The sequence below is a fragment of the Caulobacter sp. GW821-FHT10A10 genome (assembly GCF_059415745.1).
Genome location: NZ_JBWKNV010000003.1, coordinates 331405 through 357168, shown reverse-complemented (window position 1 = coordinate 357168; position 25764 = coordinate 331405). Strand labels below are relative to the sequence as shown.

Genomic DNA, 25764 nt, shown 5'->3' with positions numbered 1-25764 from the left:
GGAAGCATGGCTGACGGGTCTCTGACGGCCAGGCGGCAGGAAATAGCGCTGCTGCGGCGTCTCGAGGAACGCATTCTCTGGTTGGCGTCGTGGACGATCCACAACGCCAACCACCTGCGCGAAAGCCGCGACGGGCTGAAGGTGGGCGGCCACCAGGCCTCGTGCGCCTCGATGACCACCCTGATGACGGCGCTCTACATGAAGGCGCTGCGGCCGCAGGACCGGGTGGCGGTCAAGCCGCACGCCAGCCCCGTGTTCCACGCCATCCAGCACCTGTTCGGCCGCCAGAGCTTGGACAAGCTGAAGGCCTTCCGCGCCCTGGGCGGCGCGCAGTCCTATCCCTCGCGCACCAAGGACGTGGACGACGTCGACTTCTCGACCGGTTCTGTCGGGCTGGGCGTGGCGGTGACGGCCTTCGCCTCGCTGGCCCAGGACTATCTGGCCGCGCGGGGCTCGGTGAAGCCCGAGAGCATGGGGCGGATGATCTCGCTGCTGGGCGACGCCGAACTGGACGAGGGCAACATCTACGAAGCCCTGATCGAGGCCTGCAAGCACGACCTGCGCAACACCTGGTGGATCGTCGACTACAACCGCCAGAGCCTGGACGCGACGACCAAGGACCGGATGTTCACCCGCTACGGCGAGATCTTCGAGGCCGCCGGCTGGACGGTCGAGACGCTGAAGTGGTCCAAGCGCCAGCGCGAAGCGTTCGAGCGGCCGGGCGGGGCGGCGCTGAAGGCCTGGATCGAGACGGCGCCTAACGACCTGTATTCGGCCCTGACCTATCAGGGCGGGGCGGCCTGGCGCGAGCGGCTGACCGCCGACCTGGCCGGCGACGCAGACGCCCTGGCGCTGATCGCCGGCTACAAGGACGTCGACCTCGGCGAGCTGATGACCGAGCTGGGCGGCCACTGCCTGGAGACGATCCTGGAGGCCTTCGAGCGGGCCTCGCAGGACGACGCGCCGCGGTTCTTCATCGCCTACACGGTCAAGGGCCTGCGGCTGCCGTTCCAGGGCCACAAGGACAACCACGCCGGCCTGATGAACCCCACCCAGGTCGCCGAGCTGCGCGAGCGGCTGGGCGTGGTCGAGGGCGAGGAGTGGGACGCCCTGTCGGGCCTGTCCGCCGCCGAGCGCACGGCCCTGAAGGGCCTGGTGGCCCGCGCGCCCTTCGCGGTCGCCAACAACCGCCATTACGACGCGCCGAGCGTGGCGACGCCGACCGCCGACGAGCTGCTGGCGGCCGTGACTGGCGGCGGCGAGCAGTCGACCCAGGCGGCCTTCGGCAAGGTCATGTTCGACATCGCCGCCCGCAAGGACGAGTTCGCCGGCCGGGTGGTGACCACTTCGCCGGACGTGACGGTGTCGACCAATCTCGGCGGCTTCGTGAACCGGCGGGGCGTCTTCCATCGTCGCGCGCACGAGGACGTCTTCAAGCGTCGGCGCATCCCCTCGGCCCAGGTGTGGTCGATGGGCGAGACGGGCCAGCACGTCGAACTGGGCATCGCCGAGAACAACCTGTTCATCGCTCTTGCGGCCCTGGGCCTGACCGCGCCGCTGTTCGGCGAGCGATTGTTCCCGGTCGGCACGCTGTACGACCCCTTCATCGCCCGCGGCCTCGATGCCCTGAACTACGCCTGCTACCAGGACGCCCGGTTCCTGCTGGTCGCGACGCCGTCCGGCCTGACCCTGGCACCGGAAGGCGGCGCGCACCAGTCGATCGGGTCGCCCCTGATCGGCATGAGCCAGCCGGGGCTGGACAGTTACGAGCCCGCCTTCGCCGACGAGACGGCGGTGCTGATGGCCCACGCCTTCGAGCGGATCCAGGCGGCCGACGGCTGCTCGACCTATCTGCGGCTTTCGACCCGGGCCATCGCCCAGGCCGAGCGGGCGGACGAGACCTGGAAGCAGGGCGTGGTCGAGGGGGCCTATTGGCTGAAGCGCCCGGCGCCCGATACGCGGCTGGCGGTCGTCTATTGCGGGGCTCTGGCGCCTGAATCGCTGGAAGCCCATGCGGCCCTGCTGGAGGACGAGCCGGGCGCGGGCCTGCTGGCCGTCACCTCGCCCGACGTGCTGCACCGCGACTGGACGGCCGCGGGACGCTCGCGCTGGACCGACGGCGCGGCGCGGACCTCGACGATCGAGCGGCTGCTCGCCGACCTGCCGCGCGAGGCGGGCCTGGTGACCCTGATCGACGGGGCGCCGGCGGCGCTGTCGTGGCTGGGCTCGGTGCGCGGCCATCGCCTGCGGGCGCTGGGTCTGGAGACCTTCGGGCAGTCGGGGGATCTGCCGGATCTCTATGGGAAGTATCGGCTGGATGCGGAGGCGGTGCTGGACGCCTGCGCGGATCTGCTGGCTTAGGCTTCAGCGCCAACAAAGGCCGTCATCCCGGAAAGCCCGCAGGGCTTATCCGGGACCCAGGGGACTGGGCGCCGTGGCTGCTTTACCGCCCAAGCGGTCGCCGGCGCATTGCGTCGGCCCCTGGGTCCCGGCTCTTCGCTTCGCTACGGCCGGGATGACGAACAATATCGGTCGTGAAGGTGGACGCCTTAGCGCGTCCCAGGATCCGGCTGAGGATCAATCCCCACGATCAGGCCGTCGCGTAGCAGGTAGGCGATCACGGCGCTGTTCTGCGACCACAGGCGGCCGTCGGGGCGGCGCAGGGTGATCTCGACGTCGGCGTGGACCCAGCCGTCGGCCTGGGGCCGCACGCGCATCAGGCCGATGTCGACGCCGGCCATGGCGAACTGGCGCTGGAAATAGCCGCGCGCGGCCTCCATCCCCACGACGTCGCCGCCCTCGAGGATGTTGGCGAAGGCGATGTCGGGGTGGAGTTGGGAGACGACGGCCTCGAGGTCCCGGCGGCGCGTCGCGTCGAAGTGCCGGGTCAGCAACACTTCAGCCTTTGCCATGCCTCACGCCTCGTCACGCTCTTCGGCGACATCCATGCGCGCCACCCGGCTCGCATGGAAGGTGTAGATATGTCGCACGAGGATGTCGGACCAGAGACGGCCCTGCAGATTGGTGACGATCTGTTTGGCGGCGACCGCCATGCGGCCGTCGTCGAGCGGGACGAAATCGACCGGATTGGCCTCGACGCGCACCATCTCGTCGCGCCGTGACCAGAAGTCGCGCATCGCCTCCAGACCCTGCACGCGGCCGCCGCCGATCTGGTCGGGCCAGTCGATCGCCGGATCGAGCTCGGCGCAGAAGGCCTCGAAGTCCCCGCGGTTGAAGGCCGCGTAGAGCCGGGTCAGGAGGGCGATGCGGTCGTTCATTGAGTGGGAGCGGCCGGGGGCGTCGGTTTGTAGCCCGTCTCGACTTTCAGATAGGCGATCAGGTCGATCCGGTCCTTGGGATTGGCGAGCCCCGCGAAGGTCATCTTGGTGCCGGGCAGGGCGGTGCGCGGATTGGCCAGCCAGTGGTCCAGATGCTCGGCGTCCCAGGTGAAGCCGGCGGCCTTCACGGCGTCGGAATAGGCGTAGCCCGGATGCGCGCCGGCCTTGCGGCCGAAGACGCCGTAGAGGTTGGGGCCGGTCATGTTGGGACCGCCCTCGGTGATGGTGTGGCACGAGCGGCAGAGGGCGAACTTGCTCTGGCCGTTCAGCAGGTCGCCGGTGTTGTAGGGAGCGGGGAGGGCGGCCACGGCGGCGGCCTTCTCGGCGTCGGTCGGCGGCGGGGTCGCGGGCGCGGCGGGGGGCGAGGCGGTTTCGCCGGAAGTCTCCCCCTTGGGCGAGCAGGCAGCCAGAGAGACGCAGAGCATGGCCGCGGCCACGACGGTGAGGGTACGCATCACAATCCCCGATAGGCGTTATGTCGCAAGGCTTGCGACGCCGCGCCGCATTCAAATCCAAGCCGGTTTCTGACCCGTGAATTCATCGTGGAACGACGTTATTCGGTCAAGGTCTTGCCGCAGTCTTTTGGGGCTCCCTGCGACAACGCACGCTATCTAGCGAGATTCGCAGGAGAAATGTGATTTCGAGAACCGTGGGTATGCACGGAAGAATTTGACCACCGTTAACCATGATTCTACCCAAGAGAGGCGGGGAGCTGATCCCGCGCCAAAACAAGCGGAAAGCGTCATGGACTGGAACGAGGAACGTACCGCCACGCTCAGGAAGCTGTGGCTCGAAGGGTTGAGCGCCAGCCAGGTGGCCCGGCAGCTCGGCGGCGTCAGCCGCAGCGCCGTCATCGGCAAGATCCACCGTCTGGGCATCACCGCCCGCGAGACCCCGGTCCGGCCGCGCACCGTCGCCGTCCGTGTCTCCCGCCAGGCGCCGCGCGCTCGCGCCGCGGCTCCGGCCCAGGCCCGCCCGTCCCTGCGCCCGCAGGCCGCGGTGATGGAAGACCTGACCCCCACCGCCGGCATTCTCGACCTGTCGATGCACTCGTGCCGCTGGCCGATCGGCAATCCGGACGCCGGCGACTTCGGCTTCTGCGGCCGCGAGACCGCCAGCAAGCGCGCCTCCTACTGCCCGGATCACACCCAGGGGGCCTTCCGCCGCTTCCAGTCGCCGTCCGACATCGACGCCTGGACCCGCCAGAGCCTGCCGCAGGAACGCCGCGTCCTCTGACGCGCCTCGACAGCTTCTCACAAACCCTCCCAATTCAGGGACATCCCATGATCCTCATCGAGAACGCCGCCGGCAGCAGCCAGGTGATCACGATCATCGAAGAGTTCGCCGGTCACTCGATCTCGCGCGACCTGCAGCCGGGCGACGCCGCCCGTATCCCGGTCGGCCAGTTCAAGTCGATCGTCGTCCGCGAAACCTATCCGGACGATTGGATGAGCCGCGTGCGCAGCCGCCAGGCCGCTGCTTAGTGAGATAGCGTAACGACCGGATCTTCGCGGAACAGCGCGCTCGCCCGTAGGGAGGCTTGAGCAGGCGCTGAGGATCGCGACCCCGGCCGAAGTATCCGTATCAGTACGAGCCCCGCGAGCCGCTCTGGCTCGCGGGGCTTGTTCGTTTTTGGGTGAGCTCAGCAGCCGCCTTCGGCGATGGCGGCCAGGCGCGCCTCGCCCAGCACCGCGGTCGCGCCGGCACCGTCGCCCGACACCGCCTCGAGGGTCAGGCGCAGGCGGGCCTTGACGGCGTCCAGGCCCTGGCGATCGACCCGAAAGCCGAAGCTCTGGGCCGGGTCGCCCTTGCCGGTCGAGAAGGCGGTCTGCGGAAAGACGGCCGTGCGGCCCAGGGTCTGCACGCCTTGGGCGGTGACCAGCGCGAAAACGAGGTCCACCTGGCCCGAGCGGGGCGGGGTGTAGCCGTCGACGCGGGCCACCAGTTGCAGGCCGGGACAGCGTTCGGCCGCGGCGTCGCGGGCCAGGGCCGCTTCGGCCGGGCGGCCGACGACGGCGGTGGCGTTGGCGCTCGCCGAGCAGGCGAAGAAGCCGAGTGAAACGGCAAGGGTGGGGGCGAGGGCGAGGAAGCGCGACATGATCCTGTCTCCTGCCTCAGCTTCGCCCCCGCCTGTGGTCAAACGATGACGACCTCGACCTTGGCGTTGGCGACGGTCTCGGGGGCCGCCGCGCCCGACTTGGTGTCGATCGCGATCAGCCGCACGCGGATGTCGTCGCCGACCGTGACGCCCGCGGCGGTCAGGGCCTGCAGGGACGGGGTGAGGTCGGCCGAGGCCGAGATCCCTTCGCCGCCGCCGCCGTGGCCGGCATGGCCCTCGGAGCCGAAGAAGCCGATGGTCGTGACATAGCCGGGATCGCCTTCGCGCGAGCCGCCGCCGCTGCCCGGGCCGTCGATATAGACCTTCACCTCGACATTGTCGGACGACGGGGTCAGGCCGCTGATCAGGGCCAGGACGCGCGAGCCCAGCAGGGCCTGCGGCGTGCTCGCCGGCTGGGACTTGGTCGCGCCCAGCAGCGCCTGGCGGTCGCCGCCGGCCTGGGCGCTGGCCAGGAACTGGGCGCCGTTGTCGGTCGAGCGCTTGCGGGCGGCCAGGGAGCGCACGCCGAGGTCGGAGGCCGCCGTCGCCGAGCCGCGGGCGAAGATCTGGGTGACGCGCTTGTCCGAGATCTGGCTGGCCGCGGCCACGCCGAGGCGGGTGGGTGTCGCGCCGTAGGTGTAGCCCAGGGCCGTGACCTGCTGGACCTGGTTGGGGGTGGTCGACCACCACGAGCCGTTCGGGGCCAGGTAGTTGTTCTGGAAGACCATGTTCTGCCAGAGGCCTTCCTGGGTGTTCTGGCGGCCCAGGCCGTTCCAGCGCCACCAGATGCGGTCGATGTTGCCGTGGTGCATCTGGAAGATCGGGTCCATCGGCGAGCGGGTCGTCGGCATCCAGCCGCCCAGCCGCACGTGAACGAGGTTGTGCGGCGTGGATTCGAGCACCCCCTGGGTACCGGTGCGGGTGGTGATCCAGCTGGGGTCGAGGTTGTTCTGGCCGCGCGGGCGCGAGGTGCCGAACAGCTCGTAGTTGGTTTCGTTGTAGATCCGGTCCATCACCCCCTGGCCGACGATGTCGTCGGTCAGGACCACGCCGTTGTTGCGCGTCGGCTCGTAAAGCGAATTGGTCTGGCCGTTGTAGGTGGGCTCGGAGAAGGCCTGGGGCACCTTGCGGTTGGCCGTCCAGTCCCAGTAGGGCATGGCGAAGCCGAGATAGCCGGTGACCGAGCGGATCATCCGCTCGTACATGGTCACGTAGCCGCGGTGCCAGGGCAGGAAGTACCAGTTGCCGTGCGGGCACTTGTTGAAGCCGCGGTCGGTGCCGTGGATGTTGGCCATGTCGGTCCAGGTCGGGCCCTGGCCGGCGGTGCGGGCCTTCAGGATCCGCACCCCGTCGCGCAAGGCCACGACCGTCGGGTCGTTCAGCTTCAGAGAATTGATTTCCTTGCGCACCGGCAGCGGCGCGGCCAGCGCCGACAGGCCAGGCGCGGTTCCGGCGAAGACAGCGCCGCCGCCGAAGCCGACGAGTTTGAGCATGTTGCGACGCGTGGCCATGGCCGATCCCCCCGTTTTGCGGTCGTTGGGTTCGACTATGCCGCAATGTTTTGAGAATGCAATCTATGCGGGATTGTCGCGCGGCTGCGCGCTCGAGTGTCCGGCCGTGGCGCGGATCAGCTCCGACAGCAGGGCGCGGCCGCGCGGCCAGGCGCCGTGGCCGGACTCGACGTTGATGTGGCCCGCCCGGCCCAGATCGACGAAGCGCGAGCCCCAGCCGCGGGCGAAGGCCTCGGCGCGGTCGATGGCGACGTAAGGGTCGTCGCGGCTGGCGACCACCAGGCTGGGGAAGGGCAGGCGGCTGCGGGGAATGGGCGAGAAGCCGATCAGCAGCCGGCCCGCCGGACCTTCGCGATTGACGTCGGCCGGGGCCACGAGCAGGGCGCCTCGCACGCCGCGCCCGCCGGTGACCTGGGCAAGGTGACCGACCAGGGCGCAGCCCAGGCTGTGGGCCACCAGGATCGCGCCGGGACGGCTGCGCACGGCCTCGGCCAAGCTGATGGTCCAGTCGCCGAGGGTGGGACGCTCCCAGTCGGTCTGGTCCACCCGCTCGGCGTTGGGCAAGGCGCGCTCCCAGTGGCTCTGCCAATGGTCCGGTCCGGAGTTGTAGAGGCCCGGCACGATCAGGATCGGCGGATCGTCCGGGATCGATGACGACGGCGTGTCGCCGGGGCGGGACGAATGAGGAAAGGGCGGCGAGGCGAAGGACATCGCTAAACTCTTCAAGACGGGGCGCCGCCGGAGCGGGTTTTGTCCGCTTGTCGCTCTCGCAGGCCGCGTGGAGCAATTCAGATCAATTCAATAGGAATTGAGAACTGCTGATGACACCACGCTGGCAGCAGACCGCATTGCCCTCGTCCCGCGGAACGCCCAAGCTCCCGGTCCGTTGTGATCAACTGTCCGCGCGAGCGGAGCGTCTTCGCCAGGAGCGTGCATGAGTCCCGACGACACCCTGGTCCTGTCCGCCGTCGCCGCGACCGCCGACACGCCTCTGGCCCGTTACCGCGCCGTGCGCGAGCGGACCGAGACCCTGGCCGCCCCGCTGTCGCCCGAGGACCAGGCGGCGCAGTCGATGCCGGACGCCAGCCCGGTCAAATGGCACCGGGGCCATACGACCTGGTTCTTCGAGACCTTCCTGCTGGCGCCGTTCCAGCCAGGCTACAAGCCATACGACCCGGCCTTCGGCTACATCTTCAATTCCTACTACGAGGCCCTGGGACCGCGGCAACCTAGGCCCCAGCGCGGCCTGATCACCCGTCCGTCCTGCGCCGAGGTCGGGGCCTATCGCCGCCATGTCGACGCGGCCATGGCCCGCCTGCTGTCGGGTCCGCTGTCGCCGGAGATGCTGGAGCGGCTGGAACTGGGCCTGGCCCACGAGGAGCAGCATCAGGAGCTGCTCCTGATGGACATCCAGCACCTCTTCGCCCAGTCGCCGCTGCAGCCGGCCTATCGCGAGCGGCCCGGTCCGGCCCGTCCGGCGGCCAAGAGCCTGGGCTTTGTCGGTTTCGAGGGCGGGCTGGCGACGATCGGCGCGGAGGAGGGCGGTTTCGCCTTCGACAACGAGCGCCCGCGCCACCGCGTGTTCATCGAGCCCTTCCGCCTGGCCGACCGACTGACCACCAACGGCGAATGGCTGGGCTTCATGGAGGACGGCGGCTACGAGCGGCCGGAGTTCTGGCTGTCGGACGGCTGGGCCATGGTCCAGGCCCAGGGCTGGGAGGCGCCGCTCTACTGGCGGCGGGAGGAGGACGGCGGCTGGACCGAGTTCGGTCTCTCCGGTCGTCGCCCGGTGGATCCGGCCGCGCCGGTGGCGCACGTCAGCTATTACGAGGCCGCCGCCTTCGCCGTGTGGTCTGGCGCGCGGCTGCCGACCGAGGCCGAGTGGGAGCTGGCCGCGCGCTCGGGAGAGCGGCTGGAGCAGATGTCGGGCGAGGCCTGGCAATGGACGGCCAGCGCCTATGCGGCCTATCCCGGCTTCCGGCCGGGCGCCGGGGCGCTGGGCGAGTACAACGGCAAGTTCATGGTCGGCCAGATGGTGCTGCGCGGCGGGGCCGCCGGCACGCCGCCGGGCCATGCGCGGGCCAGCTATCGCAACTTCTTCCATCCCGGCCAGCGCTGGATGTTCGCCGGCGTGCGCCTGGCGCGCGACGGGGCCGGCGGGCGCGAGCGGACGATGGACACGAGTTTTCGAGACGACGTTCTGGCCGGCCTGGGCGCCAGCCCCAAGAGCCTGCCCAGCAAGTACTTTTACGACGCCGAGGGCTCGCGCCTGTTCGAGGCGATCACCGAGCTTCCGGAATACTATCCGACCCGCACCGAGACGGCGCTGCTGCGCGCCATCGCGCCGGAGATCGCCGCCCGCATTCCGCAGGGCGCGGCGATGATCGAGTTCGGCAGCGGGGCCAGCACCAAGACGCGGATCGTGCTGGACGCCGCGCCGCAGCTTTCGGTCTACGCGCCGATGGACATCAGCGCCTCGGCCCTGGACTCGGCGGCGGCGGCGATCCGCGCCGACTATCCGCAGCTGGAGGTCGCGCCGGCCCTCGGCGACTTCACCCATCCGCTGGGCCTGCCAGCGGCGGCGCGGGGACGGCCCACGGTCGGCTTCTTCCCCGGCTCGACGATCGGCAACTTCCCGACCGACGAGGCGGTCGAATTCCTGAAGGCGGCGCGCGACCTGCTGGGGCCCGGCGCGCTGTTCGTGGTCGGAGCCGACATCGCCAAGGGGCAGGACGTGCTGATCCCGGCCTATGACGACGCGGCCGGGGTGACGGCGGACTTCAACAAGAATCTGCTGGTCCGGATCAATCGCGAGCTGGGCGGGCGGTTCAACCTCGACGCCTTCGCGCACCGGGCGGTGTGGAACGCCGCCGAGAGCCGGATCGAGATGCATCTGGTCAGTCTGAAGGACCAGACGGTGGAGGTCGCGGGCCGGCCGATCGCCTTCGCGGCCGGCGAGACCATCCACACCGAGAATTCCTACAAGTACGACCCCGAGACCTTCGCCGAGATGGCGGGCCGGGCCGGCTGGCGCGTCGAGGCGCGCTGGATCAGCGAGAATCCCGCCTTCGGCGTCTTCGCGCTACGGTCCTGAGGATTGGCCGGAGAGACGGCCTCAATACGAAGAACAGCAAACTGCGGCTGGCCGCCAAAGCCTGCCTGCAGGCTTTGCGTTCAAATATCCGGAGCGCGCTGGCGCGCTCTGGAGAGCAGACAGCCCAAGAGCCCGGATCGGTCAGCCGATCCGGGCCCTAAAATCCTGATACGTGCGCCGCTACGCTCTGCCGCGCCGCCCGTCCCCCCCTCGGCCGCGGCATTGCTAGAGGTCGCGAGCGCCGAGGCGGCCGCCGCCGCGCGACGAGGAACCGCCCTTGCGGCCGGCGTTAGCGGCCAGGTCGCGGTCCTTGGCGAAGCTGCGTTTCTCGCTGGGGACGCTGGCGCCGCCTTTGCGAGCTATCTCGCGGCGGCGTTCCGGATCCATGGCGGCGAAGCCTCGGCGGCCCCGGGGCCGTTCGCTGTCGAGGTCCATGTCTTGCTCCTAATCGGGACTGGTCACGGGAGGAAACAGGCCCGGTCCGGCGCCGTAGGGCCGATCGTCTCCCGGCTGCACCGGAGGCGGCTGCTGCGGGACTTCGTCGGGCGTCGAGCCCGGCGGATCGTCCGGCGTTTGCGGCTCCAGAGGCGGCGGGGAGTCGGGGTCGGTCATGGCGTCGTTCCGGTGTTCCGGTGAAGTAACCGGTGAAGCCGAGTTCGGTTTCACGTGTCAGGCGAGACAAATGCGGCGTTAGGGACGATTGTCGCGCGAGAAGGCAGGTTGAGAGTGATGAGCAAAGGCGCCTTGAGGGTGGAGAAGACTTCAGTGTTTACAAGGCATTGGAAGCTTCTGGCGGGGTTTCTGGCAGGGCTTTTAGGGTGGGGTTTGGCCCGCCAAATGAATCTGCCCGGAAGCACGCATATTTTGATCGGCTGGGACGTCGGGGCGCTGATCTACGCCGTTTTGCTGTGGCGCCTGTTCCTCACGGCTGACGAGGCGAAGGTTCGCGCCAAGGCCGCGGCCGAGGACGAGGGACGTTCTATCATGCTGCTGATCGTGCTGTCGGCGATCGCCGCCAGCCTCGCGGCGGTGGTGGCGGCGATGATCGGCGCGCGCTCCGCGGCGGCCGCGGTCAAGGACCTGACGGCGGCCTGCGCGGGGGTGACCCTGCTGCTGTCATGGATCGTGCTGCACTCGGTGTTCGTGCTGCACTACGCTCACCGCCATTTCGGCGGCGGGGCGGGGAAGGGCGGGTTCGGCTTTCCCGGAGAGCCGGCCCGCACCTACAAGGACTTCGTCTATCTGGCCTTCAGCATCGGGGCGACCTTCCAGGTCTCCGACAACGACGTGCGCACCGGGAGCTTGCGCAACCTCGTCACCGCCCACGCGGTGACGGCCTATTTCTACAACACCGCGATCCTGGCGCTGGGGATCAACATCATCGCCGGGGTGGTGAGCGGTTAGAGCTCATCGACACCCCGGGATTCTGCCCCCTTACCCGAGTGTCCCCGCGAAGGCGGGGATCCAAGCCGAGGTCAGAGATGATCCGCGGCCGCACCACATCCTGAAAGCCAGCTTGGATCCCCGCCTTCGCGGGGAGGAACGGTTTCTTTGGGCGTGACGATCGGACGTATTTCGGACCGGCCCTAGCCCCGCGGCGGGGGACCGCCGCGGCCGCGACCACGACCCTTGCCGCCGCGCTCGTCGCCTTCGCCGTCGAGGATCTTCTGCATCGCTGTCTTGGGCAGCTCGGCCAGGGTCAGCTTGCCGTCGCCGTCCTTGTCGAGGAGCTTGAAGCGCGAGATCGCCGCCTTGGTCGCCTCGTCGCGGGTGATACGACGGTTGAAGTCGGCGTCGGCCCCCATCACCGGCTGGGGTTCGGCCAGCAGGGCGAAGGGCGTGGCGCCCAGCAGCATGTTGCCCAGGCCATTGGGACGCCGGCGCGGGCCGTCGCCGTCCGGACCGCCGCCTTCGCCGTCGCTCGGGGCTTCGACGGCCTGCTGCGGCATGGCCGAGGCCTGGACGATCTCGGGCGCGATGTTGCGCTCGTAGGCCGAGACCTCGAAGCCGTCGACGACGCCCGACTTGTCGACGTCGAGGCGGTCGAAGAAGCGCAGGGAGTCGGCGACGAACTCGTCGCGGGTCAGGGCGCCGTCGTGGTTGGCGTCGGCGCCGGCGAACCAGGCCGCGACTGGATAGGGCTGGCCAGGATCGGCGCGGAACGGCTCGCCCGCCGGGCTGATGAACACCTGCTTGCCGCCGGGACCCCCGTTGGGACCGCCCGGGCCGCCGGGACCGCGTCCGCCCTCGCCGGGAGGCGGGCCGAAGCCGGGGCGACCGCCGGGGCCGCCATTGGGCCCGCCCGGACCGCCGCCGGGGGGCGCGCTGGCGCAGGCAGCGAGCGACAAGGCGGCGAGGGCCAGAAGAGGCAGGGCGCGTGCGGTCATGGAAGAACTCCTTCCCACCGCTTGAAGCCGCGCCGCGTTGCGCTCTGATGTCGCCGCCGCAACAGTGCGGCTCGGAGCGTGGCGGCCGAAAGCGTCGGCGGTTTCGGCGTCCGCCACGCGCCCGATAGCGGCCTGAAGCCTCTGGCTTCAGGCCGGCAGGGTGACCTTGGCGCGCAGGCCGCCTTCGGGACGGTTCGACAGTGAGACGTCGCCGCCGTGAGCGCGGGCCAGCGAGCGCACGACGGCCAGGCCAAGGCCGATGCCGCCTGTCTCGCGGTTGCGCGAGGGCTCGCCGCGGAAGAAGGGCTCGAACACCCGCTCCAGTTCGGCGGCCGGCACGCCAGGACCGTCGTCGTCGATCTCGATCACGGCGCAGTCGTTCTCGCGATAGACCCGGCCGCGGGCCGCGCCGCCGTACTTCAGGGCGTTCTCGACCAGGTTGGTGACCAGGCGCTTCAGCGCGATCGGGTCGCCTTCGACGACGATCTTCTCGCTCTCCTCGGCCGTGGCGTCGCCGCCGGTCTCGGCCGTCTCGTCCATGACGCTTTCCAGCAGCGAGGCCAGTTCGAGCTTGGTGCGCTCGGCTTCCCGGCTGGTGTCGCGGACGAAGGCCAGGGTGGCCGAGATCATCGCCTCCATCTGGTCGATGTCGACCTCGAGCTTGTTCCTGACGTCTTCCGGCGCGGCCTCGATGCGGAAGCGCAGGCGGGTGAGCGGCGTGCGCAGGTCGTGGGCGATCGCGCCGATCATGGCGGTGCGGTCCTCGACGTAGCGGCGCAGGCGCTCCTGCATGTTGTTGAAGGCGTTCGAGGCGGCGTTGACCTCGGCCGAGCCCGACAGGCTGAGCGGCGGCGCGCGCGGGTCGCGACCCAGGCGCTCGGCGGCGGCGGCGAAGGCGGTGATCGGACCGGCCAGGCGGCGCGCGAACAGCCAGGCCAGCGGCGAGACGGCCAGCACCGACAGGGCCAGGATCAGCAGGATGCGCTGCTGCCAGCTGTCGAAGCGGAAGGTCGGCTTGGGCTCGACCACCATCCAGCGGCCGTCGGCCTGGCGCACGCCCAGCTCGAAGTCGCCAAACAGGAACGGCTCGTCGCGCATCATCGCGGCCAGGCGCTCGACGGGCGAGACGTTGCGCTGCAAGGCGGCTGGCGGAGGACCGCCGGGACCGGGCATGCCGCCCACGCCATCCGGCCCTGGGCCGGGGCCTGGACCCGGACCGACGGGTCCGCCAGGACCACCCCCGGGGCCGCCTTGGGGCGGCGGGGTCTTCTGCCGTTGGGTGCGCACGAAGAAGCGCGGGCCGTTGTCGGTGAGGATCGAGATGCGCTCGACCGGCACGCCCAGTTCGCGGCCGACGGCGGCCTTGAACTCGGCCCGGCGCGGGGAGTCGTCGTTGTCGAGCTTCATGCCCGAGCGATGACGGATGACCAGGGGGCGTCCGTCGCGCGGATGCACGATCTGGCCGGTCTTCAGCGCCCGGGTGATCTCGCTGAGGCGATAGAACTCGGGCGGGGGCGGCGGCAGGTTGAAGATGACCCCGATGGCGATCAGCTGCGCCGCCACCAGGGTGACGATCACAAGTCCCAGGGCCTGGGCGAACAGGGGAGCGTCGCGTCGCCCCGGGACTGCGAACTTCATGGCGTGCGAGTGACCTTGGGCGTGAACATGTAGCCCTCGCTGCGGATCGTGCGGATCAGTTCGCCGCCGCCGCCGTCGTCCAGCTTGCGCCGCAGGCGGCTGATCTGGACGTCGATGGCGCGGTCGTAGGCGTCGCTGTCGCGGCCACGGGCCAGGTCGAGCAGCTGGTCGCGGGTCAGGACCCGTTGCGGACGCTCGACGAAGGCGCGCAGCAGCGAGAACTCGCCGCTGGAGAGGTTCACCACCACCGACTGAGGCGAGCGCAGTTCGCGGCGGACGAGGTCGAGGCGCCAGCCGGCGAATTCGCAGGCCGCGCCCATGGTGTCGTCGCTGGAGCGCGGCTCGGCGCGGCGACGCAGGACGGCGCGGACGCGGGCCAGCAGTTCGCGCGGGTTGCACGGCTTGGGCAGGTAGTCGTCGGCGCCGAGCTCGAGGCCGACGATGCGGTCGGTCTCCTCGCCCATGGCCGAGAGCATGATGATGGCGGGGCCGTCCTGCGCCGCGAGGCGGCGGCAGATGGCCAGGCCGTCTTCGCCCGGCAGCATGACGTCGAGCACGACGAGGTCGACCGGGCCCTTGGCCAGGGCCTGCTCCATCGTGCGGGCGTCCTGGGCGGTGTCGACGACATAGCCATGGCGGACGAGGAAGTCGGACACGACGTCGCGAATGCCCGGATCGTCGTCGACGATCAGGATGCGGGCGCCGGCGCCCTTGGTGGTGTCCGCGACAGCGGCGGACTGTGCTGTGGTCGGGGAGGTGTCCATGACGGTCGTCCTTTCATGCCCCTGTCACCGTCAGATTTCACGCTTGCAACAGGCGCGCAACCTGATCGTGACTCCCTAGCGTCAAATCGCCACGGAGCATTTTCCATGAACCGACTCGCTACCGCCGTCTTCGGCTTGTCCCTGCTGGCCGCCGGCGCGGCCTTCGCCCAGCCCGGGCCGGGAGGGCCTGGGGGGCGCGGTCCAGACGCCGACGGCGACGGCGCCGTGACCGCCGCGGAATACGACGCTTTCGCTCTGCAGCGCTTCGAGCGCTTCGACGCCAACAAGGACGGCGTGATCGACTCGGCCGAGATCGACGCGATCAAGAAGCGCTTCGAGGAACGTGAAGGCGCGGGCGGCGGCTTTGGCGCGCGCATGCTGGCCCAGTTGGCCGCGCAGGACGCCGATCACGACGGCAAGATCACCAAGGACGAAGCCCTGGCCGCGGCCCGCGAGCAGTTCGCCAAGTCCGACGGCAACACGGACGGCAAGCTGACCGGCGACGAGTTCCGCATGGGTCCGCCCGGCGGCCGGCCGCCCCAGTAGGCGCTGATCAGCCCGGCGAGCGGTTCACCGGAGCCGTGTAGCCGGGCCCCTTCATGGCGGCGACCGCGCGGTCGCCGACAAAGGGATTGCTGCGGCGCTCGGCCCCGAAGCTCGACATCGGGCCATGGCCGGGCACGAAGCGCACGTCGTCGCCCAGCGGCCACAGCTTGCCGGTGATGGCGTCGATCAGGTCCTGGTGGTTGCCACGCGGGAAGTCCGTCCGCCCGATGGAGCCCTGGAACAGCACGTCGCCGACCTGGGCGAACTTCGTCTCGCGGTGGAAGAACACCACGTGGCCCGGCGTGTGGCCCGGGCAGTGCAGGACCTCGAACTGGGTTTCGCCCAGGGTGACGACGTCGCCGTCTTCCAGCCAGCGGTCGGGCACGAAGATGCGGGCCTCGGGCACGCCGTACATCTCGCCGCTCTCCTGGATGCGGTCGATCCAGAACTGGTCGTCCTTGTGCGGCCCCTCGATCGGGACGCCGGTCCGGACCTTCAGCTCGGCCGCGCCGCCGGCGTGGTCCATGTGGCCGTGGGTGATCCAGATCTTCTCCAGCGTCAGGCCCTGGTCGGCCAGGGCGCGCAGCAGGCGGTCGACCTCGCCGCCCGGATCGATGACGGCGGCCTTCTTGGTCTTGGAGCACCAGACGATCGTGCAGTTCTGCTGCAGCGGCGTGACCGGGGCGATGACGGCGCTGATCGGCGACTGGGTGGTCACGGGGGCGAGCTCCAAACGAAAACGGGCGGGATCCGAAGATCCCGCCCGTCTGAACTAGAGGCTATGGCCTCAAGATCAAGACCGTTCCTCGGGCGAACCCGGGGCCGGAGCGCCCGGCATCGGCGGCACCGAGGTGCCCGGCGCCTCGACGGCCAGTTCCGGCACGTCGATCAGGCCGCGGCCCAGGTGGCTCTTGCGGATGCCGTAGGCCAGGTAGATCACCAGGCCCAGCGCGCCCCAGATCGGCAGCACCAGCATCGCTTCCAGCGGCAGGTTGAAGTAGAGCGCCGCGCAGCCGACCATGGCCAGCGGGGCCACGACCCAGACCAGCGGCGTCTTGAACGGACGGTGGCGCTTGGGATCCTTCACCCGCAGCACCATCACCGCGATCGCCACCATGAAGAAGGCGAACAGGGTGCCGGAGTTGGAGATGTCGGCCAGCTGACCAACCGGGAAGAAGGCCGCCGCGATCGCGACGAACACGCCCGTGACCATGGTCACGATGTGCGGCGTCTTGAACTTCGGGTGGATGGCCGCGAGCTTCTCCGGCAGCAGGCCGTCGCGGGCCATGACGAAGAAGATGCGGGTCTGGCCGTAGATCATCATCAGGATGACCGAGGGCAAAGCGAGGTTGGCGGCCAGGCCCAGCAGGTTGCCGACCACGGGCCAGTTGATCTCGCGCAGCACGTGGGCGAGGGCCTCGTTCGAGCAGACCAGGCTGTCCTTGTTGGAGGCCAGGGCGCAGGCGGCCTGGAAGGCGGCCGAGCCGGGCTGGACGGCCGAGCCGTCGGCGCCGAGCACCGGCTGGGCGCCGATGGCGCCGATCGCGCCGGAGGCCACCAGCAGATAGAAGACGGTGCAGAGCGCCAGGCTGCCGATCAGGCCGATCGGGACGTTGCGCTGCGGGTTCTTGGTCTCTTCGGCGGCGGTCGAAACGGCGTCGAAGCCCACGTAGGCGAAGAAGATCGAGGCCGCGGCGCCGACGATGCCCATGCCGGTGGTGCCGTGCGGGCCGAACCAGCCGTTGGGGGCGAACGGCGAGAAGTTGCCGCTCTTGATGGCCGGGATGGTCAGCACGATGAAGGCGGTCAGGGCGGTGACCTTGATGGCCACCAGCACGGCGTTGACGCGGGCGCTTTCGGTGGTGCCGATGACCAGCAGGGCGGTCACGGCCAGGGCCACGATGATGGCCGGAACATTGACGATGCCGGCGCTGAAGTCGGCCACCGGCAGGAAGCCGTGCATCGACCAGGCCGGTCCAGCCTTGAGCAGGGCTGGCCACTGGAAGCCCAGGGCGTTCTCTATGAGGCCGAGGAAGTAGCCCGACCAGCCGGCCGACACGGCGCTGGCGGCGACGGCGTATTCCAGGATCAGCGCCCAGCCGACCATCCAGGCCAGCGGCTCGCCCATCACGGCGTAGGAGTAGGTGTAGGCCGAGCCCGAGACGGGGACCATCGAGGCCAGTTCGGAGTAGCAGAGCGCGGCGATGGCGCAGACGGCGCCGGCGATCACGAAGCTCCAGATCATCCCGGGGCCGGCCTTCTGGGCGGCGGCGGCGGTCAGAACGAAGATCCCGGTGCCGATGATCGCGCCTACCCCCAGCAGCGTCAGCTGGACCGGTCCGAGCGAGCGATGAAGGGATTTTTTCTCAGCCGTCGCTAGGATCGCATCAAGCGATTTTACGCGCCACATAGTTCCTCCTGGATAGGCAAGACTCCCCCCCGGGGGTCGCCTTTAGAAAATTTTGCGGACGGTGACCCGTTTATGAGCATGGGGTCAAGGCCGCGCCGCCGAAGCGCGTAAATGTTCTCCCGGGGGCAGGCTAGTCCAGTCCTGCTTGGCGTTGATCCCCAGCCCAGCTAAAGCCGGCGCGATGCTGCCCATTTTTCAGGCCATTCCCGCGCTCAAAGGCGCCTTGAGCCACCGCGAGACCGCCGTTCTCGTCGCCCCGCCCGGGGCGGGCAAGACCACGGCCGTTCCCTTGGCGCTGCTGGGGGAATCGTGGGTCGGCGAGGGCAAGATCGTCATGCTGGAGCCGCGCCGCCTAGCCGCCCGCGCCGCCGCCGCGCGCATGGCCCAGACCCTGGGCGAGGCCGTCGGCGAGACGGTGGGCTTCCGCGTGCGCCTGCAGTCGAAGGTGTCGGCCAGAACGCGCGTCGAGGTGGTGACCGAAGGCGTCTTCACGCGGATGATTCTCGACGATCCGGGCCTGGACGGCGTGGCCTGCGTGATCTTCGACGAGTTCCACGAGCGCAGTCTCGACGCCGACCTCGGCCTGGCGCTCGCGCGCGACTCTCAAGGGCTGCTGCGCGACGACCTGAAGATCCTGGTAATGTCGGCCACCCTGGACGGCGCCCGCGTCTCGGCCCTGCTGGGCGACGCGCCGGTGGTCGAGAGCCAGGGGCGGATGTTCCCGGTCGAGACCCGCTATCTGGGCCGCGACGAGCGGCAGCGGTTGGAGGAGCGCGTCGGCCGCGCCGTCGAGCGGGCGCTCGCGGAGGAAACCGGCAGCGTGCTGGTCTTCCTGCCCGGCCAGGGCGAGATCCGCCGGGCCGAGAGCTGGCTGGCCGAGCGGCTGCGGCGTCCGGACGTCGACCTGGCGCCGCTCTACGGCGCGCTGGACCCGGCCGAGCAGGACCGCGCCGTGCAGCCCGCGCCGGCCGGCCGCCGCAAGGTGGTTTTGGCCACCTCGATCGCCGAGACCAGCCTGACCATCGAGGGCGTGCGGGTAGTGATCGACGCGGGCCTCTCGCGCGTGCCGCGCTTCGACCCGTCCAGCGGCCTGACCCGGCTGGAGACCGTGCGCGTCGCCCGCGCCGCCGCCGACCAGCGCCGGGGCCGCGCCGGCCGCACCGAGCCCGGCGTCTGCTACCGCCTGTGGGACGAGCCGGAGACCCGGGCCCTGACGCCCTTCGCCCGGCCGGAGATCCTGGAGGCCGATCTGTCGCGTCTGGCCCTGGACCTCGCCCGCTGGGGCGCCAAGGACGCGGAGGGCCTGGCCTTCCTCGACCCGCCGCCGCGCGCGGCCTTCAGCGAGGCGCGCTCGCTGCTGACCCGTTTGCAGGCGCTGGACGCGGCCGGCGGGCTGACGGCGCATGGCAAGGCGCTGTCGAACATGCCGCTGGCCCCGCGCCTGGCCCACATGGTCGCCCGCGCCGCCGCTTCCGGACAAGCGCACCGCGCCGCCGAGATCGCCGCCGTGCTGAGCGAGCAGGGTCTGGGCGGGCGCAGCGTGGATCTGCGCCAGCGGCTGGAGGGCTTCGGCCGCGACCGCACGCCTCGGGCGCGTGACGCCCGGGCCCTGGCCGAGCGCTGGTCGCGCCAGGCCGGCAAGCCCAGCGGGGCCGATCCGTTGGACGACGCCCTGCTGCTGGCCGAGGCCTATCCCGAGCGGGTGGCCCGCGCACGCGGCAAGCCCGGCGAATACCAGCTGGCCAGCGGCCGCGGCGTCTATCTGGAGCCGACCGACGCCCTGGCCCGCGAGACCTGGTTGGCCGTGGGCGAACTGGGCGGGGGCGAGGCCCGCGACCGCATCCTGCTGGCCGCGCCGCTCGACGAGGAGGCCCTGCGCGCCGCCTTCGCCGACCGCCTGGTCGCCGAGGACCGGCTGGAGACCAGCGGCGGCGGCAAGCTGCGCGCCAAGCGCCTGCTGCGCCTGGGCAAGCTGGTGGTCGACGAGAATATCATCGACAGGCCCGACCCGGCCCTGATCGCCGGCGCCCTGGCCGATCAGGTGCGGGCCGACGGCCTTGCGGCCCTGAAGCTGGGCGAGCGGGGCAGGGGGCTGCTCGACCGCGTGGCCTTCCTGCGCGCGCACGACGGAGAGAGCTGGCCGGACCTGTCGGAAGCGGCCCTGGTCGCGCGGCTGGACGAATGGCTGGAACCGCTGCTGGCCGGCCGCTCGTCGCTGGTCAGCCTTGACGAGGCCACGCTGGAGGCGGCGATCAAGACGCTGATCCCGTGGGACATGCAGGGCAAGATCGAGGCCCAGGCCCCGGCGCGCTTCACCGCCCCCACCGGCTCGACCTTCGCCATCGACTATGGCGCCGAGGGCGGTCCGCGCGTCGAGGTGCGGGTGGGCGAGCTTTACGGCCTGGCCGAGCACCCGTCGGTGGCGAACGGCAAGGTCCCCCTGACCCTGGCCCTGCTGTCGCCCGCCCACCGCCCGATCCAGATCACCAAGGATCTGCCGGGCTTCTGGAAAGGCTCCTGGCGCGAAGTGAAGGTCGAGATGAAGGGCCGTTATCCCCGCCACGTCTGGCCGGACGATCCGGCCAGCGCGGCGCCGACGACGCGGGCCAAGCCTCGGGGGACGTGAGGGGCGGCCGACGGCGCCGGCCTAGGTGAACGCCTGCGCTATTGCGCCTGATCGGCGGTCAGCGTCGTCTTCACGCCGGCGTCCGGAGCGCCGTCCATGGCGTCGCGGCGATCGGCCTCTTTCTGCTTGTCCTTCTTGGCTTGGTCGTGATGCCACTTGATCGAGAAGAACATGCCGACGCCCAGCACTATGATCTTGAGTGGGAAGAAAACGATAGGAAACAGGTTTTCCCAGTCCACGACTTCACTCCACCAGGATTTTCGAAAGGCGCCGTGTGTCGCTTTTCTGAAGCGTGGGTGTCTATCAACTTTGTTCGCTCAGGTGTCGTGGACAAAGTGTCCAATCGCGACAGTCAGTCTGGCGCGGGCTTACACCTCGGAGCGAGCGTGGGCTCGACACCACCTTGGGGCGCGCTTATGGCTAAGCTTTCGTGTTCGTGGAGCGTTGGGGGATTGGATGCGTAGGTTTCTGATGTCGCTGAGCGTCGTGGCGGCGCTGGCGGGAGCTGTGTCTTCGGCTCAGGCCGGCGAGCAAGGCGACGCGATGGGAAAATGCCTGATCGACTCGACGTCGCCGAAGGATCGCGAGGCGCTGGTCGTGTGGATCTTCGCGGCGATGAGCACGCACCCCTCGGTGGCGGCCTACGCCAATATCACGCCGGAACAGCGGACAGCGATGTCGCAGCGGACCGCGACCATGATGCAGCGGCTGATGCTCGTCGACTGCCGCAAGGAAACCGCCCAGGCGTTGCGCGAGGATGGTACCGACGCAATCGGGCAGGCCTTCGAGGTTCTGGGCGGGACGGCCATGGAAGGGCTGATGAGCGACCCCAAGGTCGCTGCGAGCCTGGCGGAGCTGCAGGGCTTCATGGACGAGAAGGCGTTCGAGGGTCTGATCAACGAGGCGGCCAAGCCCGCCGCCAAGTAGTGTTGGCGCGGCCGGCGCGGGCAGGAGAATTCCGCTCTGAACCTTGCGCTCAACGACCCCCACGGTGCATGAGGAACCCCTGAAACGGCGAGGCCTGCTTCGCCGCCCCGCACTAACCGGCCTTCCGGCGACGGAGGGAGGATAAGAGACATGACCGAAGCTGCTTCCAAGACCATCAAGGGTCGCACCGGCGACTGGGAAATCGTGCTGGGCCTTGAGGTCCACGCCCAGGTGGCCAGCAAGTCCAAGCTGTTCTCGGGCGCGGCCGTCGGCTTCGGCGCCGGTCCCAACGAGCAGGTCAGCCTCGTCGACGCGGCGATGCCGGGCATGCTGCCGGTGCTGAACGGCTTCTGCGTCGAGCAGGCGGTGAAGACGGGCCTGGGCCTGAAGGCGCAGATCAATCTGAAGAGCCGCTTCGACCGCAAGAACTACTTCTATCCCGACCTGCCGCAGGGCTACCAGATCAGCCAGTTCGACCAGCCGATCGTTGGCGAGGGCGTGGTGGTGGTCGAGCGCGACGACGGCACGACCTTCGACGTGCGCATCGAGCGCCTGCACCTGGAGCAGGACGCCGGCAAGTCGCTGCACGACCAGGACCCCAACGCCACCTATGTCGACCTGAACCGCGCGGGCACGGCGCTGATGGAGATCGTCTCCAAGCCCGACATGCGCACCTCGGAAGAGGCGGCCGCCTACGTCAAGAAGCTGCGCACGATCCTCGTCTATCTGGGCACCTGCGACGGCGACATGGAGAAGGGCAACCTGCGCGCCGACGTCAACGTGTCGGTCTGCCGTCCGGGCGACTACGAGAAGTTCCGCGAGACCGGCAGCTTCAAGCACCTGGGCACGCGCTGCGAGATCAAGAACGTCAACTCCTACCGCTACATCCAGCAGGCCATCGAGTACGAAGCCCGTCGGCAGATCGAGATTCTGGAAGACGGCGGCGTGATCGACCAGGAAACCCGTCTGTTCGACCCGGCCAAGGGCGAGACCCGCTCGATGCGTTCGAAGGAAGAGGCGCACGACTATCGCTACTTCCCCGATCCGGACCTGCTGCCGCTGGTGCTGGACCCGGCCTGGGTGAAGTCGATCGAAGAGACCCTGCCGGAACTGCCGGACGCCAAGAAGGCCCGCCTGCAGAGCCAGTACGGCCTGTCGGCCTATGACGCCGGCGTGCTGATCATCGAGAGCGACCGCGCCGACTACTTCGAAGCCGCCGCCAAGGGCCGCGACGCCAAGCTGGTGTCGAACTGGGTGACCAACGAGCTGCTGTCGAAGCTGTCGTCGGGCGGCCACGAGATCGCCGCCTCGCCGCTGCCGGCCTCGGACATCGCCCAGCTGGTCGAGCTGATCGAGAACGGCACGATTTCGTCGAAGATCGCCAAGGAGGTCTTCGAGCACATGTGGGCCGGCGAGGGCCGCCCGGCCGAGATCGTCGAGAAGCGCGGCCTGGTGCAGATCAACGACACCGGCGCCATCGAGGCGGCGATCGACGAGCTGATCGGCGCTAATCCCGACAAGGCCGCGGCGGTGAAGGAAAAGCCCCAGGCCATCGGCTGGTTCGTCGGCCAGGTGATGAAGGCCACCGGCGGCAAGGCCAACCCGGGCACGGTCAACGACCTGCTGAAGGCCAAGCTGGGTCTCTGATTTACGGCCTGTTCCTCCCCCGCTTGCGGGGGAGGGGGCCGCCCCCGGGTCGCGCGAAGCGCGCGCCCGAGGACAGGCTCCGCGGTGGAGGGGGCGAGACTGGGCTCAGTGCCGGCCGTCGCCCCCTCCGTCGCGTCGCGTATCCGCGCCGCGCCACCTCCCCCGCACGCTTCGCTACGGGGGAGGAGTTTGGTGAATATCGAAAGGGCCCGTCGCGAAAGCGGCGGGCCCTTCTCTTTGGGGGACTCGAACAGACGCGCTCTATTGAGGCGTGGACGGGTCCTGCGGCGTCGCGGACGACGAGGCGGCCGCGTCGTCGGCCGACTTCTTGTGCTTCTTGGCCTTCTTGGCGGGCTTGGCCGCGTCCTCGGCCGCCGGGGCGGTGGTGGTCGAGGTGTCGCCCGTGGCGGTGGCCGAGGTGGGCGAGCCCGCGCTCGCGGCGCTGTCGGCCTGCGGCGTCGTGCTGTCGGTCGTGGCCGGCGCCGTGGTCGAGGCCGACGGATCGGTGGTCGTGGTGGTCGACGAGCCCCAGCTGCCGGCGCCGGTCGAGGGCGGGGTCTGGGACGACGGGTCGGCGGGGGTCTGCTGGGCGAGGGCCGATCCGGCGTAACCGGCGGCGGCGAGGGCGAGGACGGCGGCGGTAATGCGCAAGCTCTTCATCGGTAAGCGCCTTCGTGGCTGCGGCGTCGGACTGTGACGCGGAGCGAACGCTGGGGGCGGCTTGCGGCCGAAATGACCCCGCAATCGGGCTTTGCGGCCGCATGCGTGACGCACGCGCGGCGAGCGTGGCGCAAAAACGGCGCCCCAGGTGGAGTTCCCGGGGCGCCGCAAGAGCTTCTAGATGCCGTTCAGTGAACGACGATCTAGTTGTTGATGATCTCGAAGATCAGGCCGGTGGCGATGGCCGCCAGCACGTAGTCGTTGCCGGTGCGGTACCAGTAGTAGCCGCGCGGCGGATGACGCAGGTGGTAGCGGCCGTAGTCGTGAACGACGTAGCCGCCGCCGCGATAGTAGGGCGGCAGGTAGCCGCCGCGGCGCCAGGCGCTGTAGCCGGGGCGATAGTCCTGACGGCCGTAGTAGTGGGCCGGCGGGGCGCCGTAGTACCAGCGGTTCTGGTAGTAGTAGCCGTTGTAGCGACGGTCGTCCCAGCCGCGGTTGTCGCGACGGTCATCCCGACGATCCCAGCGGCTGTCGCGGCGGTCATCACGACGGTCGTCGCGGCGATCCCAGCGGCCATCCCGACGATCATCGCGGCGGTCGCCGCGGTCGTCATGACGGTCCCAGTTGCCGCGGCCCTGCGCCGAGGCGTCGGTGGCCATGGCGGCCATCGGGCCGGCGACCGAGGCCACGGCGGCGATGGTGAGCAACAGACGTTTCATGTGGACGTCTCCTTGTGGTCAGCGGTCGCCTTCCGGCGGCCAAGTCCCTCGACCTTGATGACCACGATGAGCTCCGCCGTCTGAACCCTCGCTGAACGGTCATGTCAGGATGCGTCTTGGCGTCGCGCGCGCGCATGGCCATGTTGGCGCGCAAGAACAGAGGTTCTCGGGAGACGCGCATGACCAGCCCCATCGAGCTGCACTATTGGCCCACGCCGAACGGCTGGAAGATCTCGATCGCCCTGGAGGAGATGGGGCTGCCCTACGAGATGATCCCGGTGAACATCGGCACGGGCGAGCAGTTCAAGCCGGAATTCCTGGCCATCAGCCCCAACAACCGCATGCCGGCCATCGTCGATCCCCAGGGACCCGACGGCCAGCCGCTCTCGATCTTCGAGTCCGGCGCGATCCTGCAGTATCTGGGCCGCAAGACCGGCCAGTTCTATGGCGAGACCGAGCGTGACCGGGTCGGCATCGACCAGTGGGTGATGTGGCAGATGGGCGGCCTTGGCCCGATGGCCGGCCAGACCCACCACTTCCGCCAGTACGCCCCCGCGATCATCGCCGACCAGAGGCAGCTGGCCTACGGCGCGATCCGCTACACCAACGAGACCCACCGCCTGTACGGCGTGCTCAACAAGCAGCTGGCGGGGAAGGATTTCGTCTGCGGCCAATTGTCCATCGCCGACTTCGCGATCTGGCCGTGGGTCGTGCCGTGGAAAAATCAGGGCATCCAGATCGAGGAATTTCCGGATTTGAAGGCCTGGTTCGACCGGGTCGGCGAGCGCGACGCCGTGCAGCGCGGCTTCAAGCTGGGGGCGGAGCTTCGCGCCGGAGGCCTGCAAGCGTCTGGAAAAGCTGCGGAACAGGCCCGCAGTGTTCTGTTTGGCCAACGGGCGCGTTAACCAACCATATACCGGAGTTTATCAGGCGTAACTTCAATGAACGAGGCGTGTATTCGCGCCTCGATTCATGATCTCTGCGCGCTTAACTATATGTTCAGCGAGCGAGGTTTTCTCTGTGTTCATGGCCGAGCTGAACCACTGGGGTGAGCTCGGGAGGACTGGGGAATTGAAGTCATGATGATGAGCATCGAACCGCCCGCCGCCGTGATGGGCCTGCCGCTGCCGAGCGCCGAGTCGACCGGCGACGAACTGTTCCGCATGGGCATGCTGTATTCGACCGGCCAGGGCGGCGCCCCGCTGGACTACGTCTCGGCGCACATGCTGTTCAACCTGGCCGCCATGCGCGGTTCGGTCGAGGCCAAGGTCTATCGCAAGGAACTGTCGCAAGAGATGGCTAGCGAAGACGTCGCCGAAGCCCAGCGCCAGGCGCGCGAATGGCTGGCTCACGGCTGAACCACGGTTCAGCCGTTCTAACTCTCGGGCCGGACGCCTCT

At 69.5% G+C, this 25764-nt stretch carries 26 protein-coding genes and 1 pseudogene; 12 read left to right on the top strand and 15 right to left on the bottom strand.

Features of this window, described 5'->3' with window-relative positions:
* Positions 1-6: 6 nt before the first annotated feature.
* Positions 7-2361 carry a thiamine pyrophosphate-binding protein gene (locus AC07NS_RS11005; protein WP_494603129.1) on the top strand — a complete coding sequence of 785 codons (2355 nt, stop codon included), beginning with the start codon at positions 7-9 and terminating at the stop codon, positions 2359-2361.
* Between the two features lie 188 nt (positions 2362-2549).
* Here AC07NS_RS11005 and AC07NS_RS11000 read toward each other — a convergent pair whose 3' ends face one another.
* Genes AC07NS_RS11000 through AC07NS_RS10990 form a run of 3 tightly spaced genes read right to left on the bottom strand, consistent with a single transcriptional unit; the run spans position 2550 to position 3793 of the window.
* Positions 2550-2912, bottom strand: a complete 363-nt coding sequence (locus AC07NS_RS11000) for a nuclear transport factor 2 family protein (protein ID WP_494603128.1) — start codon at positions 2910-2912, stop codon at positions 2550-2552.
* Positions 2913-2915: 3 nt separating this feature from the next.
* Positions 2916-3278: a nuclear transport factor 2 family protein gene (locus AC07NS_RS10995; protein WP_494603127.1), complete on the bottom strand. Its 363-nt coding sequence runs from the start codon at positions 3276-3278 to the stop codon at positions 2916-2918.
* Positions 3275-3793, bottom strand: coding sequence for a c-type cytochrome (locus tag AC07NS_RS10990; protein ID WP_494603126.1), 519 nt, complete (start codon positions 3791-3793; stop codon positions 3275-3277). The genes AC07NS_RS10995 and AC07NS_RS10990 overlap by 4 nt, the downstream gene beginning before the upstream one ends.
* A gap of 289 nt (positions 3794-4082) precedes the next feature.
* Between AC07NS_RS10990 and AC07NS_RS10985 the strand changes: the two genes are divergently transcribed.
* Positions 4083-4574, top strand: a complete 492-nt coding sequence (locus AC07NS_RS10985; RefSeq protein WP_494603125.1) for a GcrA family cell cycle regulator — start codon at positions 4083-4085, stop codon at positions 4572-4574.
* Positions 4575-4621: 47 nt separating this feature from the next.
* Positions 4622-4822 carry a hypothetical protein gene (locus AC07NS_RS10980; RefSeq protein WP_110122000.1) on the top strand — a complete coding sequence of 67 codons (201 nt, stop codon included), beginning with the start codon at positions 4622-4624 and terminating at the stop codon, positions 4820-4822.
* A gap of 158 nt (positions 4823-4980) precedes the next feature.
* On the opposite strand, the gene AC07NS_RS10975 is transcribed toward AC07NS_RS10980, so the two are convergent.
* From AC07NS_RS10975 to AC07NS_RS10965, 3 genes are all read right to left on the bottom strand, one after another.
* The gene (locus tag AC07NS_RS10975; RefSeq protein WP_494603124.1) at positions 4981-5436 is read right to left on the bottom strand and encodes a hypothetical protein; all 456 of its coding nucleotides are present in this window, start codon (positions 5434-5436) and stop codon (positions 4981-4983) included.
* Between the two features lie 38 nt (positions 5437-5474).
* The gene (locus AC07NS_RS10970; protein WP_494603123.1) at positions 5475-6947 is read right to left on the bottom strand and encodes a tyrosinase family protein; all 1473 of its coding nucleotides are present in this window, start codon (positions 6945-6947) and stop codon (positions 5475-5477) included.
* A gap of 63 nt (positions 6948-7010) precedes the next feature.
* Positions 7011-7658 (bottom strand): alpha/beta hydrolase, encoded by a 648-nt coding sequence (locus AC07NS_RS10965; protein ID WP_494603122.1) that lies wholly within the window; start codon positions 7656-7658, stop codon positions 7011-7013.
* A 223-nt stretch (positions 7659-7881) separates the two neighbouring features.
* Here AC07NS_RS10965 and egtB point away from each other — a divergent pair, with 223 nt between their 5' ends.
* Positions 7882-10041, top strand: a complete 2160-nt coding sequence (egtB, locus tag AC07NS_RS10960) for an ergothioneine biosynthesis protein EgtB (RefSeq protein WP_494603121.1) — start codon at positions 7882-7884, stop codon at positions 10039-10041.
* A gap of 225 nt (positions 10042-10266) precedes the next feature.
* Here the strand turns inward: egtB and AC07NS_RS10955 are convergent, their stop codons facing one another.
* Positions 10267-10476 (bottom strand): KGG domain-containing protein, encoded by a 210-nt coding sequence (locus AC07NS_RS10955; protein WP_058350544.1) that lies wholly within the window; start codon positions 10474-10476, stop codon positions 10267-10269.
* Between the two features lie 429 nt (positions 10477-10905).
* Between AC07NS_RS10955 and AC07NS_RS10950 the strand changes: the two genes are divergently transcribed.
* Complete coding sequence (locus tag AC07NS_RS10950) at positions 10906-11445, top strand: DUF1345 domain-containing protein (protein ID WP_494603120.1); 540 nt, start codon at positions 10906-10908, stop codon at positions 11443-11445.
* Positions 11446-11627: 182 nt separating this feature from the next.
* On the opposite strand, the gene AC07NS_RS10945 is transcribed toward AC07NS_RS10950, so the two are convergent.
* The 3 genes from AC07NS_RS10945 to AC07NS_RS10935 form a co-directional block, all read right to left on the bottom strand.
* A complete protein-coding gene (locus tag AC07NS_RS10945) occupies positions 11628-12428 on the bottom strand; it encodes an EF-hand domain-containing protein (RefSeq protein ID WP_494603119.1) in 801 nt (266 codons plus the stop codon).
* 147 nt (positions 12429-12575) lie between these two features.
* Positions 12576-14066 (bottom strand): ATP-binding protein, encoded by a 1491-nt coding sequence (locus AC07NS_RS10940; RefSeq protein ID WP_494603118.1) that lies wholly within the window; start codon positions 14064-14066, stop codon positions 12576-12578.
* Positions 14063-14830: a response regulator gene (locus AC07NS_RS10935; RefSeq protein WP_494603117.1), complete on the bottom strand. Its 768-nt coding sequence runs from the start codon at positions 14828-14830 to the stop codon at positions 14063-14065. The genes AC07NS_RS10940 and AC07NS_RS10935 overlap by 4 nt, the downstream gene beginning before the upstream one ends.
* A gap of 105 nt (positions 14831-14935) precedes the next feature.
* Between AC07NS_RS10935 and AC07NS_RS10930 the strand changes: the two genes are divergently transcribed.
* Positions 14936-15376: an EF-hand domain-containing protein gene (locus AC07NS_RS10930; protein WP_494603116.1), complete on the top strand. Its 441-nt coding sequence runs from the start codon at positions 14936-14938 to the stop codon at positions 15374-15376.
* Between the two features lie 7 nt (positions 15377-15383).
* Here the strand turns inward: AC07NS_RS10930 and AC07NS_RS10925 are convergent, their stop codons facing one another.
* Positions 15384-16094 carry an MBL fold metallo-hydrolase gene (locus tag AC07NS_RS10925; RefSeq protein ID WP_494603115.1) on the bottom strand — a complete coding sequence of 237 codons (711 nt, stop codon included), beginning with the start codon at positions 16092-16094 and terminating at the stop codon, positions 15384-15386.
* A gap of 75 nt (positions 16095-16169) precedes the next feature.
* Positions 16170-17786: an amino acid permease gene (locus AC07NS_RS10920; protein WP_494603114.1), complete on the bottom strand. Its 1617-nt coding sequence runs from the start codon at positions 17784-17786 to the stop codon at positions 16170-16172.
* Positions 17787-17967: 181 nt separating this feature from the next.
* Between AC07NS_RS10920 and hrpB the strand changes: the two genes are divergently transcribed.
* Entirely contained in the window at positions 17968-20412 is a 2445-nt protein-coding gene (hrpB, locus tag AC07NS_RS10915; protein ID WP_494603113.1) for an ATP-dependent helicase HrpB, read from the top strand.
* A gap of 38 nt (positions 20413-20450) precedes the next feature.
* On the opposite strand, the gene AC07NS_RS10910 is transcribed toward hrpB, so the two are convergent.
* The gene (locus AC07NS_RS10910) at positions 20451-20651 is read right to left on the bottom strand and encodes a hypothetical protein (RefSeq protein ID WP_494603112.1); all 201 of its coding nucleotides are present in this window, start codon (positions 20649-20651) and stop codon (positions 20451-20453) included.
* 232 nt (positions 20652-20883) lie between these two features.
* Between AC07NS_RS10910 and AC07NS_RS10905 the strand changes: the two genes are divergently transcribed.
* The 3 genes and pseudogenes from AC07NS_RS10905 to AC07NS_RS10895 all read left to right on the top strand — a co-directional run.
* On the top strand, positions 20884-21339 hold the full coding sequence (locus tag AC07NS_RS10905; protein ID WP_494603111.1) for a hypothetical protein: 456 nt from the start codon (positions 20884-20886) through the stop codon (positions 21337-21339).
* A gap of 150 nt (positions 21340-21489) precedes the next feature.
* Positions 21490-22986 (top strand): Asp-tRNA(Asn)/Glu-tRNA(Gln) amidotransferase subunit GatB, encoded by a 1497-nt coding sequence (gene gatB, locus AC07NS_RS10900; protein ID WP_494603110.1) that lies wholly within the window; start codon positions 21490-21492, stop codon positions 22984-22986.
* Positions 22987-23013: 27 nt separating this feature from the next.
* Positions 23014-23150 (top strand): annotated as a pseudogene (locus AC07NS_RS10895) (TPM domain-containing protein); the annotation flags it as partial.
* 97 nt (positions 23151-23247) lie between these two features.
* Here AC07NS_RS10895 and AC07NS_RS10890 read toward each other — a convergent pair.
* Positions 23248-23646, bottom strand: a complete 399-nt coding sequence (locus tag AC07NS_RS10890) for a proteophosphoglycan 5 (protein WP_494603109.1) — start codon at positions 23644-23646, stop codon at positions 23248-23250.
* Between the two features lie 203 nt (positions 23647-23849).
* Complete coding sequence (locus AC07NS_RS10885) at positions 23850-24365, bottom strand: RcnB family protein (protein ID WP_494603108.1); 516 nt, start codon at positions 24363-24365, stop codon at positions 23850-23852.
* A gap of 179 nt (positions 24366-24544) precedes the next feature.
* Between AC07NS_RS10885 and AC07NS_RS10880 the strand changes: the two genes are divergently transcribed.
* Both AC07NS_RS10880 and AC07NS_RS10875 read left to right on the top strand, forming a co-directional pair.
* The gene (locus AC07NS_RS10880; RefSeq protein WP_494603107.1) at positions 24545-25270 is read left to right on the top strand and encodes a glutathione S-transferase N-terminal domain-containing protein; all 726 of its coding nucleotides are present in this window, start codon (positions 24545-24547) and stop codon (positions 25268-25270) included.
* 174 nt (positions 25271-25444) lie between these two features.
* Positions 25445-25723 (top strand): SEL1-like repeat protein, encoded by a 279-nt coding sequence (locus AC07NS_RS10875; protein WP_110121985.1) that lies wholly within the window; start codon positions 25445-25447, stop codon positions 25721-25723.
* The last annotated feature ends 41 nt before the right edge of the window (positions 25724-25764 follow it).

Bases quoted from the DNA above. Each gene is read 5' to 3' on its own strand.
- AC07NS_RS10930 (WP_494603116.1), top strand. From the start codon at position 14,936: ATGAACCGACTCGCTACCGCCGTCTTCGGCTTGTCCCTGCTGGCCGCC.
- gatB (WP_494603110.1), top strand. From the start codon at position 21,490: ATGACCGAAGCTGCTTCCAAGACCATCAAGGGTCGCACCGGCGACTGG.
- AC07NS_RS11000 (WP_494603128.1), bottom strand. From the start codon at position 2,912: ATGGCAAAGGCTGAAGTGTTGCTGACCCGGCACTTCGACGCGACGCGC.
- AC07NS_RS10970 (WP_494603123.1), bottom strand. From the start codon at position 6,947: ATGGCCACGCGTCGCAACATGCTCAAACTCGTCGGCTTCGGCGGCGGC.
- AC07NS_RS10980 (WP_110122000.1), top strand. From the start codon at position 4,622: ATGATCCTCATCGAGAACGCCGCCGGCAGCAGCCAGGTGATCACGATC.
- AC07NS_RS10990 (WP_494603126.1), bottom strand. From the start codon at position 3,793: ATGCGTACCCTCACCGTCGTGGCCGCGGCCATGCTCTGCGTCTCTCTG.
- AC07NS_RS10935 (WP_494603117.1), bottom strand. From the start codon at position 14,830: ATGGACACCTCCCCGACCACAGCACAGTCCGCCGCTGTCGCGGACACC.
- hrpB (WP_494603113.1), top strand. From the start codon at position 17,968: ATGCTGCCCATTTTTCAGGCCATTCCCGCGCTCAAAGGCGCCTTGAGC.
- AC07NS_RS10880 (WP_494603107.1), top strand. From the start codon at position 24,545: ATGACCAGCCCCATCGAGCTGCACTATTGGCCCACGCCGAACGGCTGG.
- AC07NS_RS10955 (WP_058350544.1), bottom strand. From the start codon at position 10,476: ATGGACCTCGACAGCGAACGGCCCCGGGGCCGCCGAGGCTTCGCCGCC.
- AC07NS_RS10945 (WP_494603119.1), bottom strand. From the start codon at position 12,428: ATGACCGCACGCGCCCTGCCTCTTCTGGCCCTCGCCGCCTTGTCGCTC.
- AC07NS_RS10920 (WP_494603114.1), bottom strand. From the start codon at position 17,786: ATGTGGCGCGTAAAATCGCTTGATGCGATCCTAGCGACGGCTGAGAAA.
- AC07NS_RS11005 (WP_494603129.1), top strand. From the start codon at position 7: ATGGCTGACGGGTCTCTGACGGCCAGGCGGCAGGAAATAGCGCTGCTG.
- AC07NS_RS10985 (WP_494603125.1), top strand. From the start codon at position 4,083: ATGGACTGGAACGAGGAACGTACCGCCACGCTCAGGAAGCTGTGGCTC.
- AC07NS_RS10940 (WP_494603118.1), bottom strand. From the start codon at position 14,066: ATGAAGTTCGCAGTCCCGGGGCGACGCGACGCTCCCCTGTTCGCCCAG.
- AC07NS_RS10975 (WP_494603124.1), bottom strand. From the start codon at position 5,436: ATGTCGCGCTTCCTCGCCCTCGCCCCCACCCTTGCCGTTTCACTCGGC.
- AC07NS_RS10890 (WP_494603109.1), bottom strand. From the start codon at position 23,646: ATGAAGAGCTTGCGCATTACCGCCGCCGTCCTCGCCCTCGCCGCCGCC.
- AC07NS_RS10875 (WP_110121985.1), top strand. From the start codon at position 25,445: ATGATGATGAGCATCGAACCGCCCGCCGCCGTGATGGGCCTGCCGCTG.
- AC07NS_RS10885 (WP_494603108.1), bottom strand. From the start codon at position 24,365: ATGAAACGTCTGTTGCTCACCATCGCCGCCGTGGCCTCGGTCGCCGGC.
- AC07NS_RS10965 (WP_494603122.1), bottom strand. From the start codon at position 7,658: ATGTCCTTCGCCTCGCCGCCCTTTCCTCATTCGTCCCGCCCCGGCGAC.
- egtB (WP_494603121.1), top strand. From the start codon at position 7,882: ATGAGTCCCGACGACACCCTGGTCCTGTCCGCCGTCGCCGCGACCGCC.
- AC07NS_RS10995 (WP_494603127.1), bottom strand. From the start codon at position 3,278: ATGAACGACCGCATCGCCCTCCTGACCCGGCTCTACGCGGCCTTCAAC.
- AC07NS_RS10905 (WP_494603111.1), top strand. From the start codon at position 20,884: ATGTCGCTGAGCGTCGTGGCGGCGCTGGCGGGAGCTGTGTCTTCGGCT.